The 25,873-nt window shown below is 38.3% G+C and carries 23 protein-coding genes; 2 read left to right on the top strand and 21 right to left on the bottom strand.

All coding sequences use genetic code 11. The annotated features are described in order from the left end of the window. Positions 1 to 110: 110 nt before the first annotated feature. The 21 genes from pepF to FIU87_RS08030 all read right to left on the bottom strand — a co-directional run bounded on the left by pepF (position 111) and on the right by FIU87_RS08030 (position 23,555). Positions 111 to 1,922 (bottom strand): oligoendopeptidase F, encoded by a 1,812-nt coding sequence (gene pepF, locus FIU87_RS08130; protein ID WP_152444122.1) that lies wholly within the window; start codon positions 1,920 to 1,922, stop codon positions 111 to 113. A 144-nt stretch (positions 1,923 to 2,066) separates the two neighbouring features. After that, complete coding sequence (treR, locus tag FIU87_RS08125; RefSeq protein ID WP_152444121.1) at positions 2,067 to 2,774, bottom strand: trehalose operon repressor; 708 nt, start codon at positions 2,772 to 2,774, stop codon at positions 2,067 to 2,069. 26 nt (positions 2,775 to 2,800) lie between these two features. Further along, positions 2,801 to 4,501: an alpha,alpha-phosphotrehalase gene (treC, locus tag FIU87_RS08120; protein ID WP_152444120.1), complete on the bottom strand. Its 1,701-nt coding sequence runs from the start codon at positions 4,499 to 4,501 to the stop codon at positions 2,801 to 2,803. Positions 4,502 to 4,528: 27 nt separating this feature from the next. Beyond that, the gene (locus FIU87_RS08115) at positions 4,529 to 6,211 is read right to left on the bottom strand and encodes a glycoside hydrolase family 13 protein (RefSeq protein ID WP_152444119.1); all 1,683 of its coding nucleotides are present in this window, start codon (positions 6,209 to 6,211) and stop codon (positions 4,529 to 4,531) included. 62 nt (positions 6,212 to 6,273) lie between these two features. After that, entirely contained in the window at positions 6,274 to 7,689 is a 1,416-nt protein-coding gene (gene treP / locus FIU87_RS08110; protein ID WP_152444118.1) for a PTS system trehalose-specific EIIBC component, read from the bottom strand. Positions 7,690 to 7,712: 23 nt separating this feature from the next. Then, a complete protein-coding gene (locus tag FIU87_RS08105; RefSeq protein WP_152444117.1) occupies positions 7,713 to 8,222 on the bottom strand; it encodes a PTS sugar transporter subunit IIA in 510 nt (169 codons plus the stop codon). Positions 8,223 to 8,334: 112 nt separating this feature from the next. After that, complete coding sequence (locus tag FIU87_RS08100) at positions 8,335 to 8,856, bottom strand: CBO0543 family protein (protein ID WP_152444116.1); 522 nt, start codon at positions 8,854 to 8,856, stop codon at positions 8,335 to 8,337. 161 nt (positions 8,857 to 9,017) lie between these two features. Continuing rightward, positions 9,018 to 9,506, bottom strand: coding sequence for a hypothetical protein (locus tag FIU87_RS08095; protein WP_152444115.1), 489 nt, complete (start codon positions 9,504 to 9,506; stop codon positions 9,018 to 9,020). Between the two features lie 81 nt (positions 9,507 to 9,587). Then, complete coding sequence (locus tag FIU87_RS08090) at positions 9,588 to 10,853, bottom strand: MBL fold metallo-hydrolase (RefSeq protein WP_152444114.1); 1,266 nt, start codon at positions 10,851 to 10,853, stop codon at positions 9,588 to 9,590. 55 nt (positions 10,854 to 10,908) lie between these two features. Further along, positions 10,909 to 13,125, bottom strand: a complete 2,217-nt coding sequence (locus FIU87_RS08085) for an alpha/beta hydrolase family protein (RefSeq protein WP_152444113.1) — start codon at positions 13,123 to 13,125, stop codon at positions 10,909 to 10,911. 227 nt (positions 13,126 to 13,352) lie between these two features. Then, the gene (panF, locus tag FIU87_RS08080) at positions 13,353 to 14,816 is read right to left on the bottom strand and encodes a sodium/pantothenate symporter (protein WP_152444112.1); all 1,464 of its coding nucleotides are present in this window, start codon (positions 14,814 to 14,816) and stop codon (positions 13,353 to 13,355) included. Continuing rightward, positions 14,813 to 15,100: a YhdT family protein gene (locus FIU87_RS08075; protein WP_152446472.1), complete on the bottom strand. Its 288-nt coding sequence runs from the start codon at positions 15,098 to 15,100 to the stop codon at positions 14,813 to 14,815. The genes panF and FIU87_RS08075 overlap by 4 nt, the downstream gene beginning before the upstream one ends. 7 nt (positions 15,101 to 15,107) lie before the next feature. After that, positions 15,108 to 16,283 (bottom strand): acyl-CoA dehydrogenase family protein, encoded by a 1,176-nt coding sequence (locus FIU87_RS08070; RefSeq protein WP_152444111.1) that lies wholly within the window; start codon positions 16,281 to 16,283, stop codon positions 15,108 to 15,110. Between the two features lie 158 nt (positions 16,284 to 16,441). Further along, entirely contained in the window at positions 16,442 to 16,888 is a 447-nt protein-coding gene (locus tag FIU87_RS08065; RefSeq protein WP_152444110.1) for a PNPOx family protein, read from the bottom strand. Between the two features lie 128 nt (positions 16,889 to 17,016). Then, the gene (locus tag FIU87_RS08060) at positions 17,017 to 18,213 is read right to left on the bottom strand and encodes a D-alanyl-D-alanine carboxypeptidase family protein (protein ID WP_253905539.1); all 1,197 of its coding nucleotides are present in this window, start codon (positions 18,211 to 18,213) and stop codon (positions 17,017 to 17,019) included. 210 nt (positions 18,214 to 18,423) lie between these two features. Then, the gene (locus FIU87_RS08055; protein ID WP_172971000.1) at positions 18,424 to 18,888 is read right to left on the bottom strand and encodes a GNAT family N-acetyltransferase; all 465 of its coding nucleotides are present in this window, start codon (positions 18,886 to 18,888) and stop codon (positions 18,424 to 18,426) included. A 389-nt stretch (positions 18,889 to 19,277) separates the two neighbouring features. Next, positions 19,278 to 20,870: a M2 family metallopeptidase gene (locus FIU87_RS08050; protein ID WP_152444107.1), complete on the bottom strand. Its 1,593-nt coding sequence runs from the start codon at positions 20,868 to 20,870 to the stop codon at positions 19,278 to 19,280. Between the two features lie 52 nt (positions 20,871 to 20,922). After that, on the bottom strand, positions 20,923 to 21,813 hold the full coding sequence (locus FIU87_RS08045; protein ID WP_172970999.1) for a GNAT family N-acetyltransferase: 891 nt from the start codon (positions 21,811 to 21,813) through the stop codon (positions 20,923 to 20,925). Positions 21,814 to 22,134: 321 nt separating this feature from the next. Then, positions 22,135 to 22,680, bottom strand: a complete 546-nt coding sequence (locus tag FIU87_RS08040) for a GNAT family N-acetyltransferase (protein WP_253905578.1) — start codon at positions 22,678 to 22,680, stop codon at positions 22,135 to 22,137. Positions 22,681 to 22,700: 20 nt separating this feature from the next. Further along, a complete protein-coding gene (locus FIU87_RS08035; protein ID WP_152444105.1) occupies positions 22,701 to 23,039 on the bottom strand; it encodes a hypothetical protein in 339 nt (112 codons plus the stop codon). 9 nt (positions 23,040 to 23,048) lie between these two features. Then, positions 23,049 to 23,555 carry a GNAT family N-acetyltransferase gene (locus FIU87_RS08030; protein WP_152444104.1) on the bottom strand — a complete coding sequence of 169 codons (507 nt, stop codon included), beginning with the start codon at positions 23,553 to 23,555 and terminating at the stop codon, positions 23,049 to 23,051. Positions 23,556 to 23,931: 376 nt separating this feature from the next. Between FIU87_RS08030 and nagA the strand changes: the two genes are divergently transcribed. Together nagA and nagB are read left to right on the top strand one after the other, a co-directional pair. Next, entirely contained in the window at positions 23,932 to 25,122 is a 1,191-nt protein-coding gene (gene nagA, locus FIU87_RS08025) for an N-acetylglucosamine-6-phosphate deacetylase (protein WP_152444103.1), read from the top strand. Between the two features lie 4 nt (positions 25,123 to 25,126). Beyond that, on the top strand, positions 25,127 to 25,864 hold the full coding sequence (nagB, locus tag FIU87_RS08020) for a glucosamine-6-phosphate deaminase (RefSeq protein ID WP_152444102.1): 738 nt from the start codon (positions 25,127 to 25,129) through the stop codon (positions 25,862 to 25,864). Positions 25,865 to 25,873: the final 9 nt, after the last annotated feature.

Below are 25,873 nucleotides of genomic sequence, written 5' to 3'. Positions count from 1 at the left end.
CCTCTGCTAATCTTATTATCTCTACTTCTACTATCGGCATAAGATCAGGTTTCTTGAGATTGGAGCCATCAAAAAAACGTCTTACAACGAAATGTAAGACGTTTTGGGCTTTAATGAAAAAGCTCTTCTAACTCATCAATTAGGGAACCAACATGTGCTACGGCAGTTTTGATAGGCTCCGGTGTAGACATATCTACTCCAGCCAATTGCATCAATTCCAGTGGTTGTAAGGTACTACCTGCCTTAAGAGCTTCAAGCCAACGTTGAACAGCCGGCTCTCCTTCTTCTTGAATTTGTTTTGCTGCGGCAGTTGAAGCGGTTAAGCCAGCCGAGTAGGTGTACGGGTAAAGCCCCATATAATAGTGAGGCTGTCTCATCCAAGTTAGTCCTGCTCCTTCATCAAGTTCTACACTATCTCCCCAAAAATCGCTAAGAACGGATGTCTTTTCTTCACAAAGCAATTTAGCAGTGATAGGGGTATCTTCATCAGCAAGTTTATAAATTCTTCTTTGCAGTTCCGCTTCTAAAATATGAGTAACAAAATTATGGTAGTAAGTTCCTAAGGACTGGAGAATAATCCAACGTCTCATTCTCTTATCATTTGGCATGGAAAGTAGGTGCTGACTTAACAGCATTTCATTCATCGTAGAAGGTGCCTCTACAAAATAACGGGATGGTCTTGTGCTAGAAATCCGTTGATAGCGGCCCGCTAATCTAAAATGACCCGCATGCCCAAGTTCATGAGCTAAGGTATAGGCGTTTCTCATCGAATCGCTCCATGTCATTAGAATATATGGATGAACGCCATAAGGACTTGAGCAGAATGCACCAGAGCCCTTCCCAACATTATCTGCCATATCTACCCAACGATTGTTTAACCCTTCTTCCATTATGGCGATATATTCTGGTCCCATCACTTCCAGGGATTTTAAAATTATTTTTGATGCTTCTTCATATGTAGTACTAGGATTAAATTCTGGGTCTAGTGGAGCTTTTAAATCACAATATTTCATTGTATCTAATCCTAAAACTCGTTGTTTAAGCTTTGCAAGCTTCCTCATATGTGGAGCGAGTTCTTTTTGGATAATATCCAATTGGTTGTGATACATTTCCTTTGTTACCTGTTGGCTATGAAGTAGCATATCCGTTACGGTATCAAAATTGCGGAGCCTTGATTCTATTACTTGTTTTTTCACTTCGGTTGCATAAGTGGCAGCATATGTATGCTTGTATTGTGATAGTTTTTCTGTATAGGCCTTATATGCTTTTCTTCGCAAATCTGTATTTGGTGATCCTTCGTAATTTGGAAAGGTATTAAATGTTAAGTGATGGGACTCCCCGTCATCTGTTTGAAAAGACGGAAACGATAAATCTGAAATTAAACTACGTTGATAAATCATATAAGGTGCCTGATGAACCTCAGAAAAAGCAGATAAGATCTCTTCTGCATCCGGGCTGAGCTTATGTGGTTTGGTTACGATAACATCTAATATTACTTTTTGAAAGTCCTGTAATTCTGGCTCATCGGCAAGGAATAACTTTAATTTTTCCTCATCTAATTGTAGAATCTCTGATTGAATAAACGAGGTTTCTTTGTTAAATAAGGAATAAACTCCTCCCACTCTAGAGGAATTTGCTTGATTTTCAGGATTTGTGCCATCCTCAGATTGCTTTAAAGATGCATACGCTAAGATTTTCCCCAATCGCTCTGTAAGGGCATCTTTTTTATTCATACAAGCTAATAAAGTAGCGGCATTTTCTATTACCCTTCCTTTAAACACTTTTAATAATTTCAAGTCTTCTTTTACCGCTATTAGTTCCGATTCCCATTCATAACTTGATGAAAAAAGGTCCTCCAGATTCCAAGTCTGCTCCACAGGTACTTCTGATCTTCTCACCGTTTTATTCAATAATTGAGCCATCGTTTTTCCCCTTTCTTCATTTATTTCGTATTACGAATTATCCTCCAGACTATTATACAATAATTTTCTTATTTTTTAAACAATTCCATTATTTATTCCTAAAGATAAAAAAACACCCCGCAAGTTGCGGAGTGCTAAAAGCCTTCATTTCATTCTTCTTGCAAAATCTACAAAACGGAACTTATCGAGGCGATGACGGGATTCTGTAAATTGAAAGGGGCTGGCATCGTCAAGGTGAACAATGCTCTTTACGACCACAACATGTCCTAACCCATGAAGATCTAAAAGCTCCTGATCCTTTACTGTAGCCTCTTCTACTGTCACTTCTTTATCAGCAAAAGCAATCACCAGACCCAGTTCCTCTTCCAAATAAGCATAAATAGAGCTTTTACAGCGGTCATGATTTAAATGATTCACCTGACTTTTTATGAAATAGTCCGTATCTAAAATAATGCTTTCACCATCTACTTTACGGGAACGCACCACTTTCCAAAGGTTTTCCTCCCCAAGCTTTGTCAGAAGCTCTGGGGATGCCTTCACCTCACTCAGTTCATGCACTTCTGTATCCCATGGTTTACCCATTTTTTCAGCTAGCTCTTTAAAGCTAACAAGACCAGAGATGGGAAAATCAAATTTATCCCGCTCTAACACAATAGACCCTTTGCCGCGAACTTTTTGGATAAAACCATTTTGTGAAAGCTTATTTAACGCCTTGCGTACCGTTTCTCTTGATGTATCATACATTTCCATTAGTTCATGCTCAGAGGGAAGTTTCTCACCTGCACTGTATACGTTGCTGTCCATTTTTTCTGTAAGCTCTTGATAAATGATTTGATATTTATTATTTTTCATTTTTACCACCTATAGAAATTGTAGCATTATTTCGTTAGGTGATAAATAATGGATTCATAGGGACGCAAAAGAATCTTTGAAAATTCTTCTGATGAATCGGAATAATTACTAAGTAAAATATTCGAATGATAGCCATCTACGTCCACATCCGTTGGCAAGGTAAATTCTGTATCCTTTCCATAATAGTTACTTACAACGAGCAGCTTCTCGTTTTCGCTATTACGCATATAGGAAAATACTTCAGGATGTTCTCCTTCTAAAATTTGAAAATCGCCGTGAGTGATGATGTCATATTCTTTGCGAAGAGTAATCAAGTTTTTGTAATGATAAAAAACTGAGTCTTTGTCTTCAAGAGCTGTCTCCGCATTTACTTCTTTATAGTTGTTCGCTACATTAATCCATGGAGTTCCCGTTGTAAAACCAGCATTTTTTGTGCTGTCCCATTGAACAGGGGTTCTAGAGTTATCACGAGATTTATGTTTGAGTATTTCTAGAATCTCTTCCTCCGTCATGCCTTCTTCTCTCTTTAAGTTATAGATATTTAAAGATTCCACATCACGATAATCACTGATTTTCACAAAGCCCGGGTTGGTCATCCCAAACTCCTCACCTTGATAAATGTATGGTGTTCCCCTCATCATATGCATGCTTGTTGCTAGCATTTTTGCAGATAAACGGTGATAATTTTTATCATCACCATATCGGGAAACTACGCGAGGCTGGTCATGGTTGCACCAAAAAAGTGCATTCCATCCTCCTCCTTTTTCCATCTCAACCTGCCAAGTAGAGAGAATATCCTTTAATTGCTGAAAATCAAATGGTGCCACCGACCACTTTTCTCCATTTGGGTAATCCACTTTCAAGTGATGAAAATTAAAGGTCATACTCAGTTCATGACGATCAGGGCGGGTATATTTTATACAATGATCTATCGTAGTAGAAGACATCTCTCCTACCGTCATGCTGTCATATTTACTAAAAACTTTTTCATTCATTTCCTTCATAAATTCATGAACTCTCGGGCCGTCGGTATAAAATTTCCTACCGTCTCCTGGAGGAACGGAACCATCATCATCTGGAAAGTCCTGGTCTTTAGAAATAAGATTGATTACATCTAATCGGAATCCATCTACCCCTTTTTCAAACCAGAATGTCATCATGTCATATACTTCCTGACGTACTTTTTCATTTTCCCAGTTTAAATCAGCTTGAGTGACGTCAAACAAATGCAAATACCATTGCCCTGTTTTTTCATCATACTCCCATGCATTCCCACCGAATTTTGATTCCCAGTTGGTAGGCTCCGTACCTTCTTCCTTGCTATCCTTCCATATATAAAAATCTCTATATGGGTTTTCTTCTTTCGCTTCCTTTGATTTTTGGAACCATTCATGCTCTGTGGAAGTGTGATTGACGACAATGTCCATAATTACTTTTATTTCTCTAGCGTGAGCTTCTTGTAAAAGTTGATCAAAATCATTCATGTTTCCATATTCATCATGTATGGAAAAATAATCGCTAATGTCATAACCATTGTCTTTTTGTGGAGACTTATAGATTGGAGTAAGCCAAATGACATCCACCCCAAGTTCTTTCAAATAGTCGAGCTTTTGGATGATGCCTTGAATATCTCCTACACCATTTCCTGTTGTATCTTGAAAGCTTTTTGGATAAATTTGATAAACGACAGACCTCTTCCACCAAGGTTCATTTTTTACATTTTTCATGTTCACACCGCTCCTCATTCAAACGCATTAATTTAACAAATACACTCTTGCCTCATAAGGCTGGAGAGTGAACTCAGTGATGCTGCTTTGTTCTTCCACCTCATAATTTCCAAGTAGTAACTGTTTGGTCATAAAATTGATTTCTCTTGGGAGTGTAAAGGTTGGTGTATTCCCATAGAAATTACACATAACCAGTAATTTTTTGTCTTCGTATTTTCTTGTATAAGCAAATATTTCTGGGTGATCTTCTAGTATTAATTCATAGTCACCATAAATAATTAAGTCTAATTGCTTTCGCAATTGAATAAGTGTTTTGTAATAATGAAAAATCGAATTTTTATCCTCAAGTGCAGCTTCTGCATTTATGTTTGGATAATTTGGGTTTACTTCTATCCAAGGTGTCCCCGTTGTAAATCCTGCATGTACTTCTTTGTTCCATTGCATGGGAGTTCTTGCATTATCTCGGCTTTTTGCAAATAAACTCTCCATTACTTTCTCTTCTGAGTATCCTGCTTCTTTTAGATCGTTATATGCCTGGATGCTTTCAATATCTTTATATTGATGGATGGAATCAAACTTCACATTTGTCATACCAAGTTCTTCTCCTTGATACACATATGGCGTTCCCTTCATCATGTGAAGTAGCGTAGCAAGCATTTTGGCTGATTCCACTCGGTACTCTTTGTCATCTCCAAAACGGGATACTGACCTTGGTTGGTCATGGTTATTAAAATAGAGACTATTCCATCCCTTTTCGACAAGCGCATATTGCCAGCGAGAAAGGCTTTGTTTCAGATCCATGAGGTCTAATTGTTTTAACTCCCATTTCCCTGATGGTCCATTATCAAGTCCCACATGCTCAAATTGAAATACCATATTTAATTCATTATTTTCTTCGGCAGTATATTCTAAGGCTTGCTGTGGAGAAACTCCGGGCATTTCTCCAACGGTCATCACATTGTATTTCGATAATACCTCTTGATTCATTTCTTTTAAATAGGAATGGATATTAGGGCCATTTCGATAATACTTGCTTCCAGATGCATACCGATTTCCTGGTTTCACTTCATCGTCTGGCAAGTACTCCTCTTTTGAGATAAAATTAATGACATCCATTCGAAAGCCATCAATACCTTTGTCCAACCACCACTTCATCATGCTGTAGATTTCTTCTCGTAATTCTTTGTTCTGCCAATTAAGATCCGGTTGCTTTTTGGAGAAAAGATGCAGATAATAATCTCCAGTTACCTCATTGAATTCCCAGGCAGAGCCACCAAAATTAGAACCCCAATTATTTGGTGCTCCTCCATCTTCCTTCCCATCTCTCCAAATATAGTAATCCCTATAAGGGTTATTTTTTGAGGCTTTTGCTTGTACAAACCATTCGTGTTCATCTGATGTATGATTGACCACTAAATCCATGACAAGCTTCATGTCACGGATATGTACTTCATCTAATAGATTTTCCCAATCCTCCATCGTGCCGAATTCTTTCATTATTTTTTGGTAGTTACTTATATCATAGCCGTTATCATCGTTAGGAGATTCATAAACAGGAGACAACCAAATGGTATCAATACCAAGCTCCTTTAAGTAGTCTAGTTTCATGATGATGCCTTGAATATCTCCAATTCCATCTCCGTCTGAATCCATAAAACTGCGGGGATAAATCTGGTATATGACACTCTCTTTCCACCAAGATCGATTCATTATGAGCCTCTCCTTTTAACCTAAAAACTGTAAAAAGGGGACTATCCCCCTTTTTACAGTTTTTACGCTTCTTTTTTCATTTTCACTTTTGCAATTAAGAATGTTAAAACAAACGGAACGACTAATACAATTCCCATACCTAAGAAGAACACTGGCCAGTATTGTGCCATGATAGAAAAGAAAGCAGGTATTCCTCCGACACCAATCGCTGGAGCTTTTACCCCTGCAATCGTGATAATTACACCAGCTATGGCGGAACCTAGCATTGCCGCAAAGAACGGATAGCGGAAACGAAGATTTACACCAAACATGGCAGGCTCTGTTATTCCAAGCCATGCTGAAATCGAGGATGTAAGAGCTAGACCTTTTAATTTTTCATCTTTAGTCGCAAGCATCATGGCAAAAGCAGCAGATCCTTGTGCAATATTAGACAAGGCAACCATCGGCCACAGGAATGTTCCACCAATTGCTGCAATGAGCTGAAAATCTACCGCTAAGAACGTATGATGCATTCCTGTTATTACTAGTGGTGCATATAATCCACCATAAATTAATCCACCTATAGCAGGTACTGCATCAAAAATATTTACAAATCCATCTGTTAAGAAATTACCGATAGCAAAGGTTACTGGTCCAATTGCAACAAACGTGATAAATCCAGTAAGCAATAGTGTAATCGGTGGAACAACTAACATATGAAACGCATCACTAACTCGTTTTGATAGGAAATTCTCAAATTTTGCAAGAACATAAGAAGCCACTAACACTGGTAACACTTGACCTTGGTAGCCTACTTTTTCAATCTCAAGGCCAAAGAATTTCCAGGTTCCTACTTCGCCAGCCTCCTGTGCTTCAGCATAGCCCCAGGCATTTAATAAATCAGGATGAACGAGCATCAAACCGAGCACGATACCAAGAAGCTCACTTCCACCGAAGCGTTTAACAGCTGACCACCCTATTAATCCAGGTAAAAATACAAAGGCTGTATTAGCGATCAAGTTAATGATGCTTGCTATATCGGCCCATTGTGTGTGTACGTCAATAACAGATTGTCCACTGTAAAAGATGTCTTTTCCAGTTAAAAGATTGTTAACACCCATTAATAAACCGGCTGTTACGATTGCAGGAAGAATCGGAATAAAAATATCTGCCAGTGTTTTAATCGCGCGCTGCAACGGATTTAAGTTAGACTCCGCGGCTTTTTTCACTTCATCCTTGGAAGCTTCTCCAACGCCTGTTATCTCTACAAATTCTTTATATACTTTATTTACGGTTCCTTGACCGATGACGACCTGAAATTGACCATTGGTAGAAAAGGAACCTTTCACAACATCAATTTCCTCTAGTGCTTCTTTATCTACCTTGCTTTCATCATGAAGGGCGAGGCGAAGACGTGTGACGCAATGTGTTGCTGCGCTAATATTCTCACTTCCCCCAAGTGCTTGGACAATCTCTTCTGCCTGTTTTCTAATGTCCATTTCTCTTCCTCCTGAATAACGATTTACGATTTCATTTTTATCTCAAATATTGCCGTTTGTCCCTTTGTTGCTTGATCTACAACATTCTTATCAAGACTTTCTATTACTTCACCATTTGTGATGACAATTGGAGTAATGGTATTTTCCGCCTTTTCCTTAACTAGATCTAGGTCAAAGCTAATCAATTTATCCCCAACTTTGACATTGTCTCCTTCCTTTACATGCCCATTAAAGCCTTCACCATTCATGGACACCGTTTCAAGCCCAACATGTATTAATATTTCCGCACCACTTTCAGAGCGAATACCAATGGCATGTTTAGTATGAAAGAACTGAATTATTTCCCCATTAACGGGTGATACCACTTCTCCATCTTCAGGAATAATTGCGATTCCATCTCCCATCATTTTTTGAGAGAAAGTAGGATCTGGAACCTCTGTCAACTCTGTCACTTTACCATTGATCGGAGCTAAGACGGTTTCTTCTGTTGGTGTTGGAGCTTGTTCTTTTTTTCCAAACAATTTTTTCAACATACAAATCCCTCCATTTTTATTTGCTAACCGCTTACATTTTGTATTCTTTGCTTCCTAACTTGTATATACATGTTTAGGTAATTAGTTTATCTTGTATATACATGTTCGTCAACTAATAACTTGATTGAAAATGTTTCTTTAAGAAAAAAAAGATTACTTTTGTGCTTAGTCCTAGTAGAAAAAAAGAAATTGCTGATTTCCAATGAGACCACTTTATCAATTCAAGCATGTGGAGCAATTGGAATATTGGTTCAAAAATATACGAGAAAATGACGGCTACTAGTAAAGCTCCAACTATGAAGGTTTTCCATGTTTTTGCATACTGATATAAAAGCATATACAAAACTGGAATAACTGCCACATCCGCGGATAAGAGCGTGGGAATATCCTTGTATAAGTCGTAAGGGTAATTCCAAAGATGGTAGGTTATCCCCGCTAAGTCAAACAAGCTTGCCAACAACGCCCAAAATAAACCGTAGGATAGGATTTCAAAAAATCGAGTGTTATCAACGATTTTCCACCAGAGGATCCATGGTAGGAAGAGAGACAAAAGTAAAAACCACCACCTGGGATCTGAAACAGTACTATTCATGATAAAGATACTGTGTAAAATGATGCTGTAGACCTTTTCCATTATGTACATTCCCTCTCTATGACAGCTTAAACACAGACTACCTCTGAATAAATCAATGGTCAGAAGCACTGTTATTCTTCCCCTGGGTGGTGTTTTTTACTCTTTTCAATAAAGAAATCGTATAAAGCAAAAAGCACCTTACCCAAGGTGCTTTTTGCTTTTTATAAACGGATAGTTGCTGTAAAAGGTATGACTGAAAACACTTTAAATGAGACGGTTACCTTCTCTGCATTTTGCACAGATTTTCGTTCTTTTGAATCGTCGGTTACATAAATACTGTAAAGCTCTTCTTTTTTTGCAGAATCACTAGGTATGGTGAATTCATTCATTTTTTCAAATTCATCTGTCTGGGTTTCCATAAAAGCTTGTTCCACTTCTTGGTCATTTCCACCACTTGAAAAACCGTTCATTTTTATGCTATAAGCTGTAGCTGGAACCTCTTTTTCATCTTTATCCAAAATCGTTGTTTTGAACACTTTAATCGGCATAACATATGGATTTTGAAGATTAATTGCTACACCATTTTGATGTTGTTCCATCGAGGCAGAAGCTACTATCTTCCCTTTCGTGGAATGGATGTAAAACAAAAACAGGCAAATGCTTAAGACGAATGCAAGGAGAATGCGAAATGGTTTACGAAATTTTTTCAAGTCATTAGACTCCTTTTGTAAATGAATTTCTCAAAAAAGTATCTTATCACCTTTACTATCACAAATCGAGAGAATTGAAACCTAGTCCTCTTTTACTATGTCTTCAAATTCGTCAATAAGCTCTCCTTTATTGTTATACAGCTGGGCTTTATCTCCTTTGTTGTTCCATAGATGGTCACTTAACCAATGAAGGTATTTTTTAATATGCTGTTTTTGTGCGCCTGACCCTATGTAGACGGTCTCACCTGCACCAAGCTTATAATTTTTTGGAAAATCAAAGGTCTGGTACCCTTTTTTGCTTACGAGTTTCCAGTCTGTCATATCGACCGTTTCCGAACTTTTATTTTCTAATGTGACCATTTCTTCCTTTACATCTAAATCTGTGATTACTACTGACTTTTCAGCTTCCTGCGGTTTCTGGTTTGCATAAAGCCATGGACGAACATTGACAAACAATAATTCTCCATCTGTCGTGAAGACAATGCTTCCTGATTCTGCAGTATTGTATATATCCGCACCGCTATCTAAGAGCCTAGAGACCACAGGAGAATGTGGATGATTAAAATCATTATTTCTTCCTGCAGAAATAACCGCAATTTTTGGTTGAACATCGTTTAAAAATGCGGTGGTAGAAGAGCTATTTGAGCCATGATGGGCTACTTTCAAAATCGTTGAGCCCAGATTGTACTTTCTGCTTAGCCTTTTTTCTTCTGCTTCCTCTGTATCACCCATTAACAAAAATTTCATGTCTTTATATGTAACATGTAAGACTATCGATGCATTATTATTTTCTTTTTCCTCTGAGCCACTATTGAGGACTTTTATTTCAAGATCAGGATCAATTTTCAGCTTCATCTTCTCTTTAGCGTATTGAACGGGCACGATATTATTCCATACGTACTGTTTATATTGGATAAACGTTAAGGTGGTATGAGCTTTTCCGCTATCTAATATTTTCTTTACTGGTACTTTCTCAAGCAAGGAAGGAATTCCACCAATATGATCAAAATCAGGATGGGTAATTACAAGTAAATCTAAAGAGGATACTTGAATGTTTTTCAAATAGTTTAACAGCATATTGGCCGATTTTTTCGGACCAGTATCAACTAAAATATTGTATCCTTTTGGCGTTTGCAACAAAATGGCATCTCCCTGACCGACATTAATGAAATGGACACGAAGTGTTTGCGTATCAAGAAGCTTATTCTCATCTGTGTCATATGTAAAACCATTAGAAGGGGAATATTCTCTGACTTTCGCCATGGAAGTCAGCATACTTGATTCTGTTATAGGTAGAGGATTAAGAAGAAACAGAATCAGAAACAAGGCTACAATTTTTTTAAACAAAAAGCTCTCCCCCTTTTGGATTTCTTATCCTTACTATGGGGGAGAGCACCTTATTTTATTCATCTTTCAGCTGGGTAGTAAATCCTATATTATCTAGTAAAATTAATCCACTTTCTGTTTGGTTAAACTCAAAAGAAATCTCTTCAATATCCTGATATTCTATGTCCGGAAAGCTTTCTTTAAGAAATGATATTGGCAGTTCATACGTTTGAAGCATGTGCTCATATTGGTTCCCTATTCGTTTGTTCCACCACTCAAAACGATAAAGCTTTGTAGTATAAGTTGGATCAATAAACATTGTTTTTCTTATTCTACTGTCAAAGTCGCCTACTCCTTTTGGCTTTAAACTAACGGAAATTGGGATAGCTTTATTCTCGTAGCCTTCAGGTAGAGGAATGTTATAAAAATCATACCTTTGTTTATGCGCTTGAATTGCATCAAACCTCAACACCGTATCTTTTTCAAAACTTGAAGAAATCCCCTCTGGTATTTGTAGTGTATAACGGCTAGTATTACTTCTCCAACCAAGCTTCACTACTTGATTTTCTTGCTTTTCTTGATTTCGGAGTAAAAGATTCATTTCCTTCCAAACAGATAAATTGTAACCGTTCAAATCGCCACCAGAAGAAGAAGTAAGGACATCCACATCTTCTTCAAAATTCGCCACAGGATCGAAGCTAGCATCTTCATATTGTATTCTTAAAGGATCTGTTGGTATAAAGGAAGCTGCTGCCTGCTTTTTCGTGAAGAGCGTCTTATATTCTGATTGATTTTTTAATGTAGCATCCAAAAATGCGGATATATAGGTCTTGGCAATATCTCTTTGAACATCTGGATCTAACAATTCTTCTCTATTCATAAACCACCAGTAAGGAGAAGGCTGATCCATTCCCCAGCTTGTGTTAAATTGGCCATGATTTGCACCATATAGATAGATACTGCTTTTAAACCCATCAAACTCTTCTGTGAACTGTATGCGTTTAAATTGCCTTATGCCCCAATAGTTCGTATGATCAGTGTCATTTCCGCCTTGAATCGTCAGATAGTTAACATCCTCTAAATCAACTGGCTGGTCTCCAGGTTGAAATCTGCCATCACCGGGAGAAATACCAATTAACGATTTAATGTTGAAATCAAAATTAAATCTTAACTTTGCATTGTTAGGAAAGCGCTCAAGTTCACTAAAGAGCTTAGCAGTACTAACAGCCTCTCCCCCTCTTGAGTGCCCTATTAACGCGATGTTTTCCATATCCACTTTCTGAAAGAGCTCGTGACTCTTACTATCATTCCACGTTTTCCATTGCTCTAAGTGCTTTAACAACAGCCACGCCCTTCCAGCGTTATCCCAGCCAATATGACCGGATTTCCCAGAGTTGATAAAATTTTGGTCAACAGAAACGGCAATATATCCCTTACTAGCCAGCATCTCTCCAAGGTATGCATATCCACCATCAGAATAGTCTACCATATTATGATTTCCATGAACCATTAACACAAGCGGATAGGTCTCGTCTTCGCTTCCAACCGGCATCCACACCCTCCCATTTACAGGAGCTTGTCTAAGGTTGAAACCCCAGAACCATTCCCTGTACCACTTGTTAAAGCCATGAGGTTGCACGGTATATGGTGCCAAGTTCACCGTTTTTGTTTTAAAAAGAACGTCTTTGTATTCCTCTCTTTTGTCCAAACCGCTTCCATATGTAAACTGTTTTACAGCATACTCTCCAATTTCAGCAGGATTACTGATGGTTGACGTCTCTTTCGCTCTTTCTAGGCTCCATTCTCCTCTTTCTCCATCTGTAGCTGTAAGATAAACAAATATACTGTGCAGAGCTAAGGTACACACAGCGGTGACGATAAAAGGAATCTTCGCTTTCTTTTTAAAAAAGTACATAGTAATACCAGTGAAACCACCTAACACTAAAACACTATACCCCATCATTCTAAAAAAAGGCCCCATATACATACCAACTGCGTAAATGGCAGAAACAGCACCTATTAAACATGCAAAGAGCAGTTTAGGCAATCCTCGTACAAATTTCCAAACTAGCACAGAGAGAAATACAGCTGTTGTCAAAGATAATAAGCCAACTCCAACTGTCAAAAGCACATCGATGTATTTTCCTGCACCAGTGTAAAAGAAAAACCCCATGAAAAATATGTAAATGCTAAGGTAGAAGCACAACCCAAAGACGATATACCTCCAACTACCCTTGATGAACGTACTATATTTTTCCATAATGTTCTGAAAAATTTTTTCCCACTTGTTCATTCTTTTTCACCTAGTCACATACGATTTTATTTTTAGATTAGGCTGTTTTCATCATGATGGTTGCTTTTAGCCAGAAAAAAGTCAGCTTTAGGATTTTTTTAATCTTCAGGTAAGCTAAATTGCCACATATTTATCTCTCCTTCTTCAAAAAGAGCACGACATCAACATGGTTTACGGGAGTCTTAAAAATACGTAGCAGCAACAAAGTTTGTGAAAACAGCCTTAGATTATGTAAGATACTCATCGATGATTTTGTTCTGTTCGTCCATACAATAGTGTTTACCAGCTAAGCTAAACCCTATATATGCTAAAAAGGATAATACGACCGGGATGACAACGCTATGCATACCAAATACATTTGGAGCATAGAGTGTAATTCCAATATACATCACCACACCTGTAATGATAGAGGCTAGTGCGCCCCATTTGTTACCCTGCTTCCAATAAAGCCCGAGGACAACTGGCCAAATAAAAGCCGCTTCTAAGCCGCCAAAAGCAAAAAGATTTAATGTAATCAAAAAGGCCGGTGGATGAATAGCCAAAAAAAACACGAGGATGCCTACAATGGTCGTTACTCCCATACTGATTCTTTTTATGCCTCTTTCTGATGCTTCAGGTTTTACATAATTTAAATATACATCCTTAACGATAGAGGAACTAACGATCAACAAGTTGGAATCCACAGTCGACATAATTGCTGCCATCGGTGCTGCTAATACAATCCCAGCTAACCATGGAGGTAAGACATGCAGCGCTAACAATGGCATTATAGTATCAGGGGTTTCAAGTCCTGGCAGTACTGCTCTTCCAAACACTCCCGCTAAATGCATACCAAGCATGATAAATCCAACCACAATGGTTCCAATAATCAAAGCCGCATGCATTGATTTAGTGTTACGATACGACATCGCTCTTATCGCTACCTGTGGCAAACCGACCACCCCTACTCCTACTAGTATCCAAAATGAGGATAGATATAACGGAGTAAGCGACTTGTCCGCACCAAATGGACTGATTAAATTAGGGTTTTCTGCAACGAGTTCAGTCATAATTGCAGGTACCCCTCCACCAGCAATGATCGTTCCTGCAAGAATGATGACCGTACCCACCACCATTACAATCCCTTGCATTCCATCTGTAATAGCAACTGCTCTGAATCCTCCAATGATTACATACACCAACACAGACAAAGCAAAAACAAATAAAGCAGCCGTGTAGGATAACCCTGTGACTGACTCTATCAGCCTAGCTCCACCAACCCATTGTGCTGCCATAGCCGAAAAGAGAAAGATGATAATACTACTAGCAGATAGCAAGACAACCCATTTACTTTTGTATCTTTCTTTAAGAAAGTCTATTAAGGTAATGGCCTTCATTTTCCTTGCGATGATGGCAAATTTCTTGCCTAAAATAGAAAGAACAAAATACCCTGTCACCACTTGAATCATCGCAAGCAAGACCCAGCCAAGACCTGTTTGATAGGCAATACCAGGTCCTCCAATAAAGCTTGAAGCACTTCCATAAGTAGCGACCATCGTCATGGCAAGCAATAGGCCGCCAAGTTCCCTTCCTCCAAGAAAATAATCTTGGACAAATGAGGATGAATCTCGCAGCTTTCTTGATGAGTATAAACCAATTAGAAAAATAAGAATTAAGAATACGAACAATGGAACAATAACTTGAAGATTCATGGCGAGTCCCCCTTTTCTTCCTCTTCTAGGGAGACATCCACAAACAAAAATTTCACCACAAGAACGACTAAGATCACCATGACGATAAATCCAAGCACACAGCTGTAAAAAAACCATGCGGGAAGTCCTAAAACATAGGAATACTCTAACACTGGACCAGAACCCAAACCATACGCAAACCCGTACCACCAAACAAATTGGAAAACTACGAGGGTTATTCCAATGAGTGCCTCCCGATGGGCAATACGATATCTACTATCTATTTTTTTCTTTTTCACTGTCATATTCCATTCACTTACCTTCATCACCAGAATCAAATGCCCTACTAGCAAAAAGATGGAGCGTTATTTCATCTGCTGGAGGATTATGCAGCCCTGCCCTAACATCTCGGTAGTATCGCTGCAGGGGGTGGTCGGCGTGAAGACTTTTCGCACCAACAATCCGCATAGCTTCATCGACCACCTTAATGCTTGCGTTTGTAGCCACTAATTTCGCTCCTGCCAAATCACTGATAAGCTCCTCTCTATCATCAGGATGCTCATCCCAATTCCTTGCTACACTATAAAGATAGTGCCGAGCGGAAGACAATTCTATATCCATATTCGCCACTCTGTCTCTTACTTTTGGCACATTCATTATCGGGTGAGGTAGGCTGTTCGGATGATAGGTCTTGGCAAAAGAAACTGCTTCATTTCTTGCAGCAATCGCAATGCCTAAATAACATGCTGGGATATGAAGCAACCACCCTTGAGGTTTAGGAGCCATTTTCTTTTTTATGTATAATAAAGCTTCTGAAGGTGCCACAACATTATCAATAAGTAGATCGTCACTTCTAGTTGCCCGCATACTCATGGAATTCCATGTTTCTTGTATGGATATTCCTTCCCACTCCCGCTTTAACAAGAATTCACCAACATCATCGGTGTCTTCTATAGACGCAGAAATAATGACATAATCAAGTGCTGGGGCAAGAGATGCGAAATTTTTTCTACCTTGTATTTTCCAGGTTCCATCTGAGAGCTGTTTTGCCATTGTTTCTGGTTTTCCCCCTCTAGCCGGACTTCCTGTTTTCGCCTCACTATGTGCACTATTAATGAGTTTTTTATATTGAATTACATCCTTACAAACCATTCTGTATGTAGCTTCAGGCCAACTATTATACACAGATACATTCATCATCATCCCGAGATGCCAACCTAGACTTAACGCAGTGGGGCCATCTCCTTGTGCAATGGTTTCTTGGAGTAGCAAAAAGTCATACAACCCTTTACCCTGTCCTCCAAACCTGGAGGGAATTGTAAAATCTAAAAACCCTGCATCCTTTAAATCCTGAAAATTCCGAAAAGGAAATTCAGCATTCTTGTCATAGTAAGCAGCTCGTTCTGAAAACGAAGCGGAAAGTTTTTTTGCTGTTGCCATAAACATTTTTTGTTGTTCTGTTTGGGCAAAATTTTTTATTGCATTCACGCATGTACCCACCTTTATGCAAGATATTCTTTATCTTATCATAATGAAAAACATAATCCATAAAAAAACAGCACCTTATTGAACTGCCCCGTAAAAATTAGATTAGTGTCTAACTTTATTGGGTCAGATCATATTGGCACTGTTTTATAAGACGTTTATTATCCTTTTAACATTTCATATACTTCATGATCGAGTTTTTTTGCAAGCTCCTCATCATATGTTTTCACATAATCAGGTTCCTGTGTAATCTTTCCGCCATAGAATATAACGTCTTCCACTGCTTCCACCTCTACCGTTACGATCCGATATTTCATTGTTTTATCAATGACATCAGAAACCGTTCCTTTTCCATTGATAGAATAGCAGCTTCCATCGCCATATACCCCAAGTATCAATTCTGGATTTTGCTGAATGTTAAAGGCGCTTTCCGCTTTGTGACCCAAGGCGAATTTAATCGTTTTACCGTCCTGATGGGCAACAAGCCAGGAAACAATACTTAAGTTTGGTTTATTTGTGTCTTTGTCTGAGGTGATAAGGGAAACGATTTTTTCTCCTTGTAATGCATCAATTAGTCCTTGATGGAGTTGTGTTTCTTTTTTTGGCATACCTATACCCCTCCTATTTTCTACCTATCTCCATTATATACAAATGCTGGACAAGAATCCAAATCTCAATAAACCTATACCCAAAGTATAAAAAAAATAACAGCATCCCATGCAAGGACGCTGTTATTTTAGCGATGAAAATTGCTTCTTTTTTGGTATCTTATGGAATTAGAAAAGCGTTCTTCTAGCTTTTTCCGCCTTTTCTTCTTTTGCTTCATGCTGATGATGAAAATAAATAGAAAAAGGCAAACAAAGATAAATACAATAAGGAGCATGTTACTTTTATTTTCAGTAGGTCTTTCTGCGCTCGCTACCGTCTCTGTTTTTGTGGAAGGAACCGGGCTTAGTTCATTCGTTTCCTTCTCCACGAGTACACCATCTTTTATTTGTTTCTCGTCACCCACTTGTACGACTAACTGCTTCTTCTCGTTCACTGCAAGCTGCACTTTGTCTTCTTCTTGCTTAGAAACATATACATGCTTTGCGAGCATATATTCTTTGCCCGATGCGTCTGCAATCATCTGACCTCTTTTTATTTTTTCTGAGGTAAAATATTGAAAGCCATAGTCCAAAATCGCCATGGTGTCATAATAACTGTAATATTTGGATGATGCCTTCAATGTCACTGCAATCAGGTCCATTCCATTTCGACTGGCTGAGGTAACTAAAGTATGACCAGATTCAGGAACATAGCCATTTTTCACACCAGTGGTGCCTTCGTAATCCCACAGTAAACGATGATGGTTATACAGAGTTGTTTCCCATCCTTCTCCAACCCAGTCCATGGTTTTTGTTCCGACTATTTCCATAAATATTTCGTTATTAAGAGCATATTGAGTAATTTTGGCCATGTCTTTCGCTGTGGTTACATGATCGGGATGGAATAAACCATGCGGGTTAGTAAAGTTCGTATTATCTACCCCAATCTGTTCTTTCACAAAGGTGTTCATTCTGTTTGCAAAAGCTGCTTCATTTCCGTCAAAATGTTCTGCTATCGCTGTTCCTGCATCGTTACCGGAGTTAATTAGCAATCCTTGGACAAGTTTTTTTAAGGATACCTTTTCTCCTTCAAGTAAGTAAACCCTTGAACCTTCTTGATTTCTGGCATTTTCACTTACCGTTACGGTCTCCTCCATATCTCCTTCTTCAATTGCAATAAGAGCGGTGACGATTTTTGTAATACTAGCAGGGTACATGACGCGTTCACTATCTTTCTCGTATAGTACTTCTCCAGATTTAGCATCTATTAAAATAGCAGATTCACTGAAAATTTCATTTATCGCTTCTGCCTGTATTGGTAGACTGTGACTAAGTAGGATAATCATTGTAAGAGGAATTATAAGAATGCATCTAAATATCATGTAAGGACAAACCTTTCTAAAACAAATCTTTTGGAAATCGACTAGAGTAAATTGTCATAAAAACTCGAAAACTCTCTACTAACCATTCTATATTAATTTCCGTGTATTTTCATAAGAAATTAATCATTTGTTAAAAAAGTCATAGATTTTTAATATTGAATGATCGTGTTCGTTTTATAGTTCTTTTTCCATTATAAATAAAGGTTTTTCACGATAAAATACCTTTCTCACCTTTTCAAACCCTAACTTCTTCCAATACAAAAGTCCCTTTTTATTTTCCTCTAAGCAGCCCAATCTAATTGTTTTTACATTCCTGCTTTTCATCATGCTCTCGTAATGGTCATATGCTTTTTTCGCCAGTCCCCTTCTCTCCCAATCGGAATGGATAATAAAAAGTCCCAACCAAGGATTGCCGTCTTTTGGATTTTTCATCGTAAAATCAATGATTCCTACGTAATTCTCTTCCCATCTAATGACGTATCTTTCCTTGTCGAGCTTTTCTTCTTTTTGTTCTTTTAGAATATCGTAGCGGGAAAGCGTTTCCTTTCCACTAGACAGCGCGTTATATGCTGGCTGCGAATTCATAATATCTACCTCTATTTGTAGTAAAGATTGTTGACTTTGTATGAACGTTATCATAAATTGGCCCCCCATGAACAAAAGCGCAATGCGCCCGTTTTGCGACGTACAAACTTTGTCTAGTTGCTGCGGCTAGCTCCTCGAGTCATAAGCCATCTTTTCTCCAGAGGCAAGAACAGCCTCCTGCAAAAAGCTGTCTTATGCTTGTCGGAGCTGAACGAGCCGCTTCACTTTTCGTGGCACTGAGCCGTATGAGATAAAGCAAACCCGAAGAGCGGATGCTTTTTCGTGTTGCCTTATCGTAAGGAGGTGAGGGAAGTTTGCTAGTCGCTGGCGCATGGAGCTGGACGCTGCTACTTTTGTTCCAGATATCCAAAGACATATTTTTTATAATTTCCTAAACAATAAAAAAGGTAAACAGAAGTTATCCCTCTGTTTACCCACTTCACCTAATATATCTCTTTTTCTGTTCGACAATATGATTTGACAAAATAGTCAGGGTTTAGTGGCTCCCCTGTTACTTTTTCAATCTTTTTGTTCCAATGGTAGCTTGCACCTGGAGCTAAAAATTCATCACGTATGAATGCTCCAACTCCTACATTGAAAAATTCTTTTGAGATGTGTGTGTGGATGTAATGGTATAGCTGAGCTGCTGTTAGTTCTCCTAACAAGTAATTCTGGTAATAAACCGGCGCAAGTGTAAAATGAATTTTTGCTGCCCAGTCGGGATTTGACTTGTCCTCTGGAGGGTTTAACAGCTGAATCTTTTCTACTGTTTCCCACCAGAGTGAAGGGAGATCTTGATCTGGATTTTCATATAATTTTCTTTCAAAGAAAACGAATGTAATAATCCAACGTGCAGAAACAAGCATTTTCAACTGCTCATGCTTTTCCAAGTCCGGCATAACCGACTCAAGTTTCGTTTCATCTAATTTTAGAAATTTCGAGAGCCATTCTCTATTCTCTGTCATTTTTCCAAAGAGCATGGCAATCGCTTCTGTTGTCAAAATGTGAGCAAAGCTTCGTAAAAGGTAAGGCAGATCTCGGTTTACATATTTATTATACGCCGCATGACCAAATTCATGGAGCATGGTACCCATCCAATATGTATTATCAAGGTTATTACAGAGCACTCTTATATCACCATCTCGGTTCATATCCATACAAAAAGCTGTTGGATTTTTCCCTTCTCTCGGGCTTAAGTCAGAAGAAGCATATAACCCGTCAATTGGCATATCCATAGAGTCAAACGTATCCGCAGTCAGCTGCTTTAAGTCTTTGCCTTTGAAGTAGCCGTCTAAGTTCGTCTTGTCATTGGCTGGCGCTTCTTGGAAAAAGGGATCAGCATAATGCCATGGTCTTAAGTCCTCTATATTTATAGAAAACTTGTGTGCTAACTCTTTGTCTAGTTCGTGTTTTAAAAGGCGAAATGTCTCTTCAGATTGGTCGAGAAGGTTCTCAAACATAGAAAATATCTCTTCTAGGTTTAACTCTTGATTAGCAAAAGCCATTTGATAATAATTATCATAACCAAGTGTGCGGGCAGCCTTGTTTCTTTTCTTAACAAGCTCTAACAATTTACTTGAAACGGCACCACCAACCTCTTTACTAGCTTTCCAAGCTTTTTCTCTTTCTACACAGTTTTTACTATTAAGTAAAATGTTTCGAATATCATTTGCAGATAGCTTCTTTCCATCAACTTCTGGTGTATATGTATTAAATATGTAGTTTAACTCAGAAGACAGAGCGGAAAGTTCTTCTATGGTTTTTTGATCTAATTGATTTTCTTTCATAGCCTTTTCTAATAATTCAAGCTGTCTTCTCTCGTCTTCTGAAAGAGTTGTGTCTTGCAAAAAAACTTTTACTTGCTCGTATTTTTGTTTATCCGAGTAGAATAAATTAAATTGTGCAGAAGCCTTTCCAGCTTCCTCTGCCCACTTCTTTTCCCCTGTAGTTTGCGCCATCCAGCTCGCATGCGTTGATTCTTTTAATAGTCTTTGAAAATGATCGTTTTGATCTTGCAAAAAAGTTGAAATCTGCATTTATAACCCCTCCTGAAATTTTTTCCTTTTTTTAGCTTTTTTCTAAGATAGTTTAGTTTCGTTCAGGTACTGGTGATTTTATCGATTTTTTCATCCACACTTGCTCAATTTTATGTTCAAAGCCTTTTTCGAGAAGATACTGATACACGGGCATGTTGGACGGTTGAAAAAATGCAACCATACGTTGATAATTCGTGGCAGAATAAGGAAACAATTGGGAAAACATGCTCTCTAGCACTCGGTCATGATTCTCCATTTCGTTTTTGATGAAACAATGCGTGACAATAACTGCGTTGAGTGTACCATCCTCCGTATATTGCCGTTTGAACATAGCGTATGCCACTGTTTCTCCTTCATCAGAAAGCAACTGTAGCGTTTGTCCTTCTTTCATGCACCACCACTGACTTTGCCATGGGGTATCTGTTTGATAGAGTGAGAGATGAGGTGCGGCAGAAGCGGAATTATAAACCGTCATAAAAGGATAACTGTCGTTGAATTCTGGTTGTCCTTCTGTACTTAGATGAATGACTTTATCTACAACTTCATAGCCTTTTGCTTGATAGAGGGATATCGCCTTTTCATTCTCTCCTATTGCTTCTAAGGTAGACAGGGTCACCCCTTCAGCGGAATAGATCTCAAGCGCATGATCTAAAAGCAGCTTTCCAACACCCTTTCTTCTGTAGGCTGTTGCTACCCCCGTGCCACCATTCCATGCTACCTTGTTCTTGCCAATGGTTCTTACACCACTCAATAGCAAACCGATTGGATTTTCTCCATCAAAAGCGACTAGAGAGAAAGAGGCTGAGATATTTTCCATACCTAGTCTTGCGGAAAATCTGTCCACATCCATTTTAGCATCAAAAAAGTAACCCTCAAAACCCTTGTTCCATGCTTCAACGGCCTGATTTAATGTACATTCACTTAATCTTTTAATCTGATACATGTACATTCCTCACCTTTCGTATAGATGGAATTTCATAGTAATCATACAATAGATTAACAAATAAAAACAGCAGATTTAGAATATTTAAATTTTTGTTCTAATAAGTATCCCATGCCCAGCCCTACTGATTTCCGCAGAAGGCTATGTTTTCTGCAGGGCTCCTCGGTTTAGCCTGTGGGGTGTGAAGATTTTTTGCTTCATTCTAGAGAAGAGTCTTCGCCTTTTGCTCCAATCTGCAGCTAGAAATCAATTTTTTTACTATTCATCATTAAGATAAAAAAACAGCCTGCCCATTAAAGGCAAGGCTGCAGTTTTAAAAATTTAAAGCTCCAGGTCTTCATGAAAGAAATCCTTTTTTAAAATGGAAAACACATTTGCATCATGGTAGACTCCACCCTGGTAAAGATAGCCCCTAAGTAATCCCTCATGGGTAAAACCGACTTTTTCTAATACTTTTCTTGAAGAAATATTCTCTGGATACACATTAGCTCCAATGCGATTATACTTCATCGAATCAAAACCATAATGAATGATAGCTGTAATTGCTTCAGTTGCATACCCTTTACCCCAATAAGGCAAATCAATTTCATAGCCTATTTCTGCTCTGGCATGCTTGTCTGATATTGCATGAAATCCGCACGTTCCTATTAATTTCCCAGATTCCTTTTCGACGATTCCCCATCTGTAAAGATTGGTGTAGTCATCAAGGAAATCTTTAATAAATTTATCTGCGTCAAGCTTTGTTTGAAATGGCTCCATACCATAAAATCTTGTCATTTCTGGTTGAGAAAAATATGCGTAGATAGTGTCAGAATCTTTCATTGATAAGTTGCGCAACTGAAGTCTTTCTGTTCTCAGCATTGGCACTGGCTTCAACGATAATCACCTTACCCCTCTGTCATTTCAGCAATAATGTACTCACTTGTCCACATTTTAAGCATGATGACTAGACTCTCTTCTTCTTTTGTAAACAAAAAAGTAGATCCTAGTTGATCTTCAAGAACCCAACCATCCTCTTCTATATAAGACAAAAGTACTTGAAAGCCTTCTCCCTCATTTAATTTTGTCATCATTGTCTTTGTATCGTTTTCTGTAGATACTGTAACAATAGATTTGGTTGAAAAAGCAAGCTTTACTGCTCCCCTTACATGTTCGTTAAAGGATAGAAGAATTCCTGTTACAAAAAGAATTCCTACAACAATTGTTATCGCCCACTTTATTCTCATTCCATCCTCCTATAATTCTATTTTTTTCCCAAGAATAATGAGATCCCTTTTCGTACCGTCAAGCTCTGCAACCTCAGGAAGCAAGCCCCATTGTGCAAATCCGTATTTTTGAAAAAGTCTGATACTCGGTTGATTATGTGCAAAAATAAATGCCACAAGATTTTCTATGTTTAGTCCAGGGCATTCCTTAATAATGGAGGAGAGCAACTGCCCACCAAGCCCTTTTCCGCGAGTATTTTCATGAAGATAGACACTAATTTCTGCCGTTGCTTGATATGCTGGACGTCCATAAAAATCCTGAAAACTTATCCAGGCACAAATGGTTCCATTGTTTTCAACCACCCATAAAGGTCTTTTTTCATGATGATCATAAAACCAGTTTAGGCGCATTTCTACTCCTACGGGTTCTGTATCTGCAGTTACCATTCTGCTCTCCACAGTGGAATTATAGATATCTACAATGGCTTGTAAATCTTTTATTTCTGCTTTTCTAATTGTTAGAGGGATGTTTGTCATGCTGGTTCACCTTTCTAGCATTTTATGCTTTTCTTCTTTAATTAGTATATTATTTCAAAAAAAATATAGATAGAATAAAATGATAGTAATAATCTGTCTATACCAATCATCGTTTTATAAAAACCCATGTGCTATCACTAAATTGGTATATACAACTATACATTTTTTTGGTAACCTTTTATAAAGAAGGATACTCGCTGTTGATTGCCGCAAAATGGCTCCGCGTCCTGCGTGGCGATGTGTAAGCCTCCTGGGCTACGCCTGTTGAGTCTACAGTCCATCGCTTCATTCCCGCGGGAGTCTCCGCCTTTTGCTCCAATCAACAGTTGCCTGCTAATAGTTAATATTTTCAACAAATCTAAAAAGGAGCTTATAGATGAAAAGACCTCCAAACAGTTATGCACTAATTTCCGTTCGTGTTATCACAGAAAAAAATATACTTAATGACGCGTATATAAAATGGAAAGACGGTAGGATTGTTGAGTATGGCACAATGGAAACCTACCAAAATAATGAGTCACTTATGGAATGGAATATGGGAGGTAAATTTATTGCAGCTCCAGGTTTTATTGACCTTCATATTCATGGTTCAAACGGTGCAGATGTGATGGATTGTAACGAGCAAGCTCTTCAAACCATCTCGAGCTCACTTGTAAAAGAAGGGACAACTGCGTTTTTAGCAACTACCATAACAAATTCCAAAGAAAAAATTACAAGCGCCCTTAAAAGTGTAAATCAATATATAAATAAAACAGCAGATACCCAAATTGGAAGCCAATTGCTAGGTGTTCACCTTGAAGGACCGTTCATTAACTCCATTCGTGCAGGGGCGCAACCATTAGAACATATTTATTCTCCATGTTTAGACACCTTTCAACAGTTTCAACTTGCATCTGGAAACCATATTAAAATCGTTACCATGGCACCAGAAATGCCTAATGGCTATCTGTTAGTGAAAAAACTTTCAGAAAGTGGAATAATTGCTTCCATTGGTCATTCAGATGCGCTCTACGAGGAGATGATTCTTGCAATGGAGGCTGGAGCCAAGCATGTAACACACCTATATAATGGCATGCGTGGTAGTCACCATAGAGAACCTGGTGTGGTAGGTGCCTCCCTTGCACACCCTGAGTTAATGCTTGAGTTAATTGCGGATGGAATTCACGTTCATCCTGCTGTCATTAAAGCTACTTATTTAGCAAAAGGAGCTAACGGACTTATTCTAATCACAGATGCCATGCGAGCAAAATGGCTAGAAGATGGGGAGTATGAACTAGGAGGACAAAGAGTTTTTGTAAAAAATAACACCGCACGTCTCCAAGATGGAACGCTTGCCGGCAGTGTGATAAAAATGAATGTTGCCGTTACGAATATGATGGATTTTACAGGTTGTACATTACAAGAAGCAATAAGGATGGCTTCCATCAATCCAGCCCGCCAACTAAAATTAGATCATCAAAAAGGAAGTATCGCCCTCGGTAAAGATGCTGATATTGTCATCTTGGATACAGATTTAAATGTAAAAATGACCTTTATTAAAGGAGAACTAGTATACAAGGGGGATTAGGCTGATGGATATTATTACGACTGCATCATATAAAGAAATGAGCAAAGTAGCTTCATCCATTATCATTTCAAATCTTCGAGTAAAACAAAATCTCGTCCTTGGTCTTGCAACAGGTAGCACCCCAAAGGGTACGTATCAATACTTAGTAGAAGATTATAAACAAAACCGCACTGATTATAGCAAGGTGAAGGCCTTTAACCTTGATGAATATATCGGACTAGGATTAGACCATCGGAACAGTTATTATTCGTTTATGCAAAAAAATCTTTTTCAATCTATCAATATGAAATCAGAAAATACGTTTATTCCAAATGGAACAGCGAAGGATATTTTCAGTGAATGTCAATCTTACGAAAATAAACTTGCTCAACACGGACCAATTGATATTCAGCTACTTGGTTTAGGTCAAAACGGGCATATCGGCTTTAATGAGCCAGGAACTTCTTTTCAAAGCACCACCCATCTTGTCGAGTTAACTCATTCCACTATAAATGCTAATGCCCGTTTCTTTGAAAGCAGCGATGAGGTTCCTACACATGCCATTACAATGGGAATCCACACCATTATGCAGGCGAAAAAGATACTCCTTCTCATATCAGGGAAAAATAAACAAGATGCATTCCAAAAGCTTCTTTACGGAGAATTATCAGAAAAATTTCCAGCTTCCATCCTGCAAACACATCCTAATGTTACGATCATTGCAGATAAAGATGTGCTTCAAAATAATCGCACCATTGCATGAAAGGAGAAT

The organism is Bacillus sp. THAF10 (assembly GCF_009363695.1).
Taxonomy (GTDB): Bacteria; Bacillota; Bacilli; order Bacillales; family Bacillaceae_I; genus Sutcliffiella_A.
This window is presented reverse-complemented; position numbering and strand designations above follow the sequence as displayed.